At 37.0% G+C, this 3,354-nt stretch carries 3 protein-coding genes and 1 tRNA gene; 2 read left to right on the top strand and 2 right to left on the bottom strand.

What is annotated here, in order from left to right:
• Positions 1-67 precede the first annotated feature (67 nt).
• Both Q0L68_RS18430 and Q0L68_RS18425 read left to right on the top strand, forming a co-directional pair.
• Positions 68-1,885, top strand: coding sequence for a histidine kinase (locus Q0L68_RS18430; protein ID WP_296705721.1), 1,818 nt, complete (start codon positions 68-70; stop codon positions 1,883-1,885).
• Positions 1,882-2,637, top strand: coding sequence for a LytTR family DNA-binding domain-containing protein (locus Q0L68_RS18425; RefSeq protein ID WP_296705720.1), 756 nt, complete (start codon positions 1,882-1,884; stop codon positions 2,635-2,637). Before Q0L68_RS18430 ends, Q0L68_RS18425 begins: the two co-directional genes overlap by 4 nt.
• 178 nt (positions 2,638-2,815) lie before the next feature.
• On the opposite strand, the gene Q0L68_RS18420 is transcribed toward Q0L68_RS18425, so the two are convergent.
• Together Q0L68_RS18420 and Q0L68_RS18415 are read right to left on the bottom strand one after the other, a co-directional pair.
• On the bottom strand, positions 2,816-3,052 hold the full coding sequence (locus Q0L68_RS18420) for a hypothetical protein (RefSeq protein WP_296705719.1): 237 nt from the start codon (positions 3,050-3,052) through the stop codon (positions 2,816-2,818).
• A gap of 187 nt (positions 3,053-3,239) precedes the next feature.
• Positions 3,240-3,311, bottom strand: a tRNA-Arg gene (locus Q0L68_RS18415).
• Between the last annotated feature and the right edge of the window lie 43 nt (positions 3,312-3,354).

Below are 3,354 nucleotides of genomic sequence, written 5' to 3'. Positions count from 1 at the left end.
AAGCTTGCCCAAAAGGGACGGCTAATTGTAAATATGTCAACCTGATTTTACCCAACTTATCCAACGAATGAGGCTATTTTTTACGGTACTGTTGTTAGGAATTTTTCAGTTTTCATTTGCATGGCAAAATGATGAGAATTACCATTTTCAGGTACCGATCAATCCATCCATCGTAGCCTTTGATTCCGCTGTCAAAATTGACCAGATGATAAGGTTAAATTCCCAGGGAATATTTAATCAAGCGGAGCCATTAGGAATCGCTAATAGGACTAAAGAATACTGGCTTAAAGTGGACTTTTCGCCATTTTTAGAAATCTTAAATCAAAATGATTCGATTTATATCTATCCTGGAAACCTGGAGGTATCCACCCTCTATTTTTTTCCAAATGGAACGGTAGATTCTCTAAACCTTACCCGACTTATTCAAAATGATTTACACCGGGCCACTTTGCACAGTCTTGAATTTGTAAAGGTATCTACTCATGATTTATTGGCTGATTCTTCATTTTTTATCAAAGCCAAATTTCTCAGGGCGACACCAGATTTAGATACTAAAACCATCCGTTTTTCAGACCCAAAATCCCATGAAATATTTTCTCGCTTCATAGGTGAAAACTCGTTCAAAAGCCAGGTGTTGGCATTTTTCTTTTTAGGAGTAGCTGCAGTTTTGACGGTATTTAATGTCATCCTATTCTTCTATATGAGAGAAAGGCAATACCTCTACTATGGCATTTTCTTACTTTTTCAATTAATCTACTATTCCCAGCTTAGCCCTTATTTAGCATCGGTTTTCGGATACAATAAGCTTTATTTTTTCTACTGGCTAACCACTGTTTCTCAGCTTAGTATCAATCTTTTTTACACCCTTTTTGTCCGGAATTTTCTGGATCTTTCTAATCATTTACCAAAGTTTGACAAATTTGTCCTTTTCAACGCTTGGCTCTTAGCGGTTCTGATCTTGGTAAATTCCTACTTGATTTTCCTAGAGCCATACAGCATTTTTCAATCTCAACTGATGGATTTTCAACGCTATTACATGGCAGGGTTTTCTTTTATAGGAATCGGATACCTATGGGTCAAATACCCTAACAAATTGAAATACTTCGTAATCGCAGCTACGTTGATTTTCACGACCGGTGCCTTGATGACTATGTTTTTGATGAGTTTGGATTACATGGTGGCAGGATCCTCGATCGAATGTACCATTTTCGCTTTGGGGCTATCTTATAAAATTAAGCTGATAAGTCAGCAAAAAATCCAAGTGGAAAAAGAGGCTTTCCAAACTAAACTGGGTGCGCTAAGAGCCCAGATCAATCCCCACTTTATTTTCAACAGCCTCAGCTCTATCCAACATCTGATTTCCTCCGGACAGAAAGAGGCCGCGCTCTCCTACCTGAGTAAATTCAGCAAGTTTGTCAGACAGGTTTTGGAGAATTCAATTGATGTCCATGTTACACTCGAAAAGGAAATTGAATTATTAAAGGTTTATCTGGACTTAGAATCCTTGCGGTTTGACCACGCTTTCTCTTATAAAATTGAAACCCCATCAGATTTTGATTTGAGTTTTTATGAAGTGCCCATGTTAATTGTCCAGCCTTTCGTTGAAAACGCAATTAAACATGGATTAATGCCAAAACGGGTGGGTGAAAGGAGGGTCGTGGTTCGGTTTTTTGAAGAAGAAAAAGCAATCCGCTGTGAAATAGAGGACAATGGAATAGGTAGAAAAGCTTCTGCAGAGCTTAAAAAAACTGATTATAGGCCTTCGAGAGGAATGTCCTTAACAGAAGAACGGCTAAAACTAATTAATAGGGAAAAACAACCCCAAATTCAACTAGACGACCTCGTGGAAGGCACTCGAGTAACCATTAAATTATCCAAACAATGAAAACCCAACTTAAAGCAATCATCGTGGAGGATGAATTTCATAGCAGGGAAACCTTAAAAGGGTTTCTTCGGGAATATTGTCCGGAAGTTCTTTTATTAGAAGAGGCTAGTTCTGTCGAAGACGCTGTTATCAAAATTTCTGGATTAAGACCAGAATTAGTTTTTATGGATATTGAATTACAAACAGGGACTGGATTTGATGTTCTTCAGCGGGTGAGTCATCTTGATTTTCATCTGATTTTTACCACAGCATTTGAACACTATGCAATTAAAGCTATCAAATTTTCCTCTATTGATTATTTGCTTAAACCCATTGATATGGAGGAATTGCAAGCTGCCGTTCAAAAAGCACTTCAATTAAGCGAAAATGAAAATCGACAAAAATTGCTTGAAAACCTTCTCAATAATTTTAAGTCCCATTCTTCTGAAAATCACAAAATTTCACTTTCTTCCTCAGAGGGGGTGGAATTTATCCCTTCCAAAGAAATTCTTTTTTGTGAAGCTAACGGTGCATATACCCATTTTCATTTACAAGATGGAAGAAAACTTCTCGTTAGTAAAAACCTTAAGGAATATGAAAATATCCTTCAAGGACATTCCTTCATGAGAGTTCACAATAGCTTCTTGATCAATCTTGAGGAAGTGAAAAAATATGTGAGGTCAGAAGGTGGATATATTGTTATGAATAACAATAAGCAAGTAAGTATCTCCCCATCAAAAAAAGATGAATTTCTCAAACGAATGGGCTTTTAGGATTCAAAAACGCTATAGTTTTTAGCCTAATAAGTCATTAGAGATTTGAGCAAAGCCTAATAGGCTATTTTTTTGTGCTAAATCTTTTCATCCCAAACAATCATAGACTCTGTTTCGTAGAAAAAATCCTGGATCAGGAGATAAATCCTGATATTGTCCCCCTTCAAATCGAAAATTATTAAAATGGCTTTCCGTTCCTTAACATAATAGGCCATGCAATTCCGGGAACCAGCACTAAAGCTAAGTAAACAGGAGTACCATATCCATCGAGCCAGAACCCCTTATAATAGTATTGAAACGAATCTGTGAAGCCATGATAATTCCAACATATCAGTACATGGACAGAGGCATACCCTGACGAACCATATGGAATACATGGGAAATTTGAGGAAGAAATCAGATAAGTTCTTGGCACACCAATATTCGAACCACTATGGTCTATTCAAGAGGAAAACATGGTTTCTCGGGGTCATTTGACATCATGAAGAAGATTCATGAAGCAAAAAAGTGAATGAAAAATCTTTGGGTTACTAATCAATTCCACTGTAAAGTTGGGATAAAATCACAAAAAAGGATTATTCCTATTACTTAAATCAATTAAGTAGCCCTGCTAGGAATCGAACCTAGATCTAGCGTTTAGGAAACGCTTGTTCTATCCGTTGAACTACAGGGCCAGGAACTTTAATTGGCAAATTATTTCCAATTCTGGAAGCAAGA

This window comes from Algoriphagus sp., from assembly GCF_024642405.1.
GTDB lineage: Bacteria > Bacteroidota > Bacteroidia > Cytophagales > Cyclobacteriaceae > Algoriphagus.
Note: the sequence above shows the minus strand (reverse complement) of the source record. Positions and strands in the feature narration are given on the sequence as shown.

Excerpts from the sequence above, each read along its gene's own strand:
- Q0L68_RS18430 (WP_296705721.1), top strand. The coding sequence starts at position 68 with ATGAGGCTATTTTTTACGGTACTGTTGTTAGGAATTTTTCAGTTTTCA.
- Q0L68_RS18425 (WP_296705720.1), top strand. The coding sequence starts at position 1,882 with ATGAAAACCCAACTTAAAGCAATCATCGTGGAGGATGAATTTCATAGC.